Origin of the sequence: Mycobacterium sp., from assembly GCF_049683935.1 — a bacterium.
In the GTDB taxonomy this organism is placed as follows: Bacteria; Actinomycetota; Actinomycetes; order Mycobacteriales; family Mycobacteriaceae; genus Mycobacterium.
The window spans coordinates 1-3,132 of record NZ_JBAUJR010000124.1 but is presented as its reverse complement, the minus strand read 5'-3'; the positions used below and the strand labels follow the sequence as shown (position 1 = coordinate 3,132).

3 protein-coding genes are annotated in these 3,132 nt (G+C 68.4%); all 3 read right to left on the bottom strand.

Going from position 1 to position 3,132, the window contains the following annotated elements:
• The coding region (locus WA965_RS07610) for a cyclic nucleotide-binding domain-containing protein (RefSeq protein ID WP_526447302.1) at positions 1-826 on the bottom strand (826 nt) is incomplete at its 3' end.
• A gap of 116 nt (positions 827-942) precedes the next feature.
• Positions 943-2,607, bottom strand: coding sequence for an NAD(P)/FAD-dependent oxidoreductase (locus tag WA965_RS07605; protein ID WP_526300142.1), 1,665 nt, complete (start codon positions 2,605-2,607; stop codon positions 943-945).
• 50 nt (positions 2,608-2,657) lie between these two features.
• On the bottom strand, positions 2,658-3,132 hold a 475-nt coding region (locus tag WA965_RS07600; RefSeq protein WP_526447300.1), incomplete at its 5' end, for a universal stress protein.

Sequence of the window (3,132 nt, the reverse complement as noted above, 5' to 3'; positions counted from 1 at the left end):
CGTCGTCGATCGACGACTCCACCCGCTCCAGCCAGTCGACGTCGAGCCCGGCCTCCACGAAGGTCGGCGCGTAGTCCCACGCCGCGCCGATCCCGTGGTCCTCGAGCCAGTCTCCGATCTGATCCTCTCGGTCCGAGGTCTCCAGCGCCGAGAGCTCCTCCGACTTCGACTTGGCCACCTGCTCGGCGACCTCGTCCTGAATGCTGACCAGCACCTTCAGCGCCGCCGGGGTGAACTTCCCGTCGGCCAGCATCGCGAGCTTGTGGCGCATCTTGCCCACACCCTCACGTAGGTCGGCGACCGCGCGGGCGGTCGCGCCCGCCGGGTTGTTGAGCTGATGGGTCAGCCCCGCCGACAGCTGGCCCAGAGCCAGCAGCTTCTCCCGCTGGCCGAGGATCTGCCGCTGCCGCAGGCCACCGACCATGTGACCCTCCAGCAGGTGCACCGCCATCGGGAACTCCTTCTGCATGAAGTCGGCGAAGGCGTTGGCATCCAGCACGAAGAACCGTGACGGGCGGGTCACCCGGACCGACGCCTGGTAGACGTGCTCCTCGCCGGGAATGTAGGCCGACCAGGCTCCGCAGTACACCCCGCGCTGCGACGTCCGATTGGTTTCGATGTCGACCCCGCCCGAGCGTTTCGACATCACGAGCTCGCCGTCGATGAGCACGTAGAAGCAGGTCGCCGGCTCACCTTCGATGTGGATCGGGCCGGTGTCGAAGGTGGCGATGTGGCCGTTCTCGCACAACTTCTGCAGTTGCTCGTCGGTCAGCGCCTCGAAGAGGAACAGGGTGCGCAACTCGTCGGGCAGGCACTTCTCGCCCATGGGGATCCTTCCAGCATCAGGTTCTGGCTTCTGGCGCTTCCAACGGCAGTAACGAAATGAAACGCGTATCACCGGGTGAGGATTCCACCCAGAGGCTTCCGCCGTGGGGCATGGCGTTATGTCTCGGCGAGGTAGCGGTGCACCAGCATGACCGCCATCGACCCTTCGCCGACGGCTGCGGCGACTCGTTTGGCCGACTCGGCGCGCACATCCCCGGCGACGAACACGCCGGGCACACTCGATTCGAGATGGTGTGGCGGCCGCTCCAGCGTCCAACCGCTGACGTCGCGCAGATCCGGGCCGGACAGGATGAAGCCGTGGTCGTCGCGCACCACCACACCGTCGAGCCAGTCGGTACGGGGTTCGGCGCCGATGAAGATGAACATCCGCCCGCAGGTGTAATCCTCCCGCGCCCCGGTCTGGGTGTTCTCCAGGCAGATGCCCTCGAGGTGACCGTCGCCCTTGGCGGCGTGCACGACGGTGTGTGTCATCTCCTTGATGTTGTCCTGCGCCCTGATCTGCTGGATCAGGTAGTGCGACATCGAGTCCTCGAGAGTCCGCCGGCAGACGATCGTCACCGACTTCGCGGTCCGGGCCAGGAACATCGCGGCCTGCCCGGCCGAGTTGGCCCCGCCGATGACGTAGACCTCGTCGTCCTCACATTCGGCGGCCACGGTTGTGGCCGCGCCGTAGTACACACCGGCGCCGGTGAGACCGTCGCAGCCCTCCGCGGCCAGCTGCCGGTACTCCACACCCATGGCCAGGATCACCGCGCGGGCGCCGATCGACCTGCCGTCGGACAGGTGCACCGTGCGGGCGACGCCGTCGATCTCCAGCGCGGTGACCTCGGCCGCGGTGATCAACTCCGCTTCGAACTTCTCGGCCTGCCGCCGGGCCCGCTCGGCGAGCTGAGACCCGGACAGGCCGTCCGGGAACCCGAGGTAGTTCTCGATGCGGGAGCTCTGTCCTGCCTGGCCGCCGGTCGCGGTGCGCTCGATCAGAACCGTTTTGAGGCCCTCGGATGCGCCGTAGACCGCCGCCGCCAGGCCGGCCGGGCCGCCGCCGATGACCACCAGATCGTAAAAATCGTCCGCCGGGGTGGTGGTCAGTCCCAGCGTCGCCGCGAGCTCCGCGTCGGTGGGGGCCACCAGCGTCTCGCCCTGCTCGGTGATCACCACCGGAAGCGTCATCTCGTCGAGCCCGGCCGCGTCCAGCAGTTGCCTGCCCTTCGGCTCGTCAGCGCGGAACCAGGTGTAGTACAACCGATTTCGGGCCAGGAACTCGCGCACCTCCGAGGATCGGGCATTCCACGGATGTCCGATGATCTTGGTGTGCGGGATCGCGCGCTCGCCCGTGGCCCGCCACGCATCGATCAGCCCGTCGATCACCGGGTAGAGCTTCTCCTCCGGCGGATCCCACGGCTTGAGCAGGTAGTGGTCGAGGTCGACGACGTTGATCGCGTCGATGGCGGCATGGGTGTCGGCGTAGGCGGTGAGCAGCACCCGGCGGGCCATCGGGAAGATGTCCATCGCCGCCTCGAGGAACTCGATGCCGCTCATCTGCGGCATCCGGTAGTCGGCGACGAACACCGCGACCGTCTCACCGCGCAGCTTCAGTTCGTTGAGCGTCTCCAGGGCGTCGGGGCCGGACTCGGCGCGCACGATGCGGTACTTCTCGCCGTAGTGGCGGCGCAGGTCGCGAGCGACCGCACGAGAGACCGCGGGGTCGTCGTCGACGGTGAGGATCACGGGTTTACGGGCAACAGCGGCAGGGCCAGTCATCGGAAACAATTATGCGCGCATTGTCCAGCGGGTATCGGCCGTGGCGACGGTCACTGCCGGGCGACGATGACAGGCACCCGGGCCGCCTGGACCACCGCGGAGCTGACCGACCCCAGCAGCACGCTCGCCACGGCTCCGTAGCCGTGGCTGCCGACGACCAGCAACTGGGCGGATTCGGAGTGCTCGATCAGTCGACGTGCGGGCTGATCGAGCACCACCACGGCGCGCACCGGGACCTCCGGGTAGCGCTGCTGCCATCCGGCCAGCTGCCCGGACAGCTCCCGTTCGACGTCGGGACGCACCTCTTCCCAGTCGATCCCGGGCAGCTCGAACGCGCCGGGTGACCACCACGCGCGCACCGCGACGAGCTCCACCCCCCGCCGGGCGGCTTCCCCGAAGGCGATCTCGATCGCCGGTTCCGCGGCGGCTGACCCGTCGGCCCCCACCACGACCGGGGCGTCGGCTGCCGGCACGGTCGTGTTCTCGTCGTGCACCACCGCTACCGGGCAGTGGGCACGGTGCACC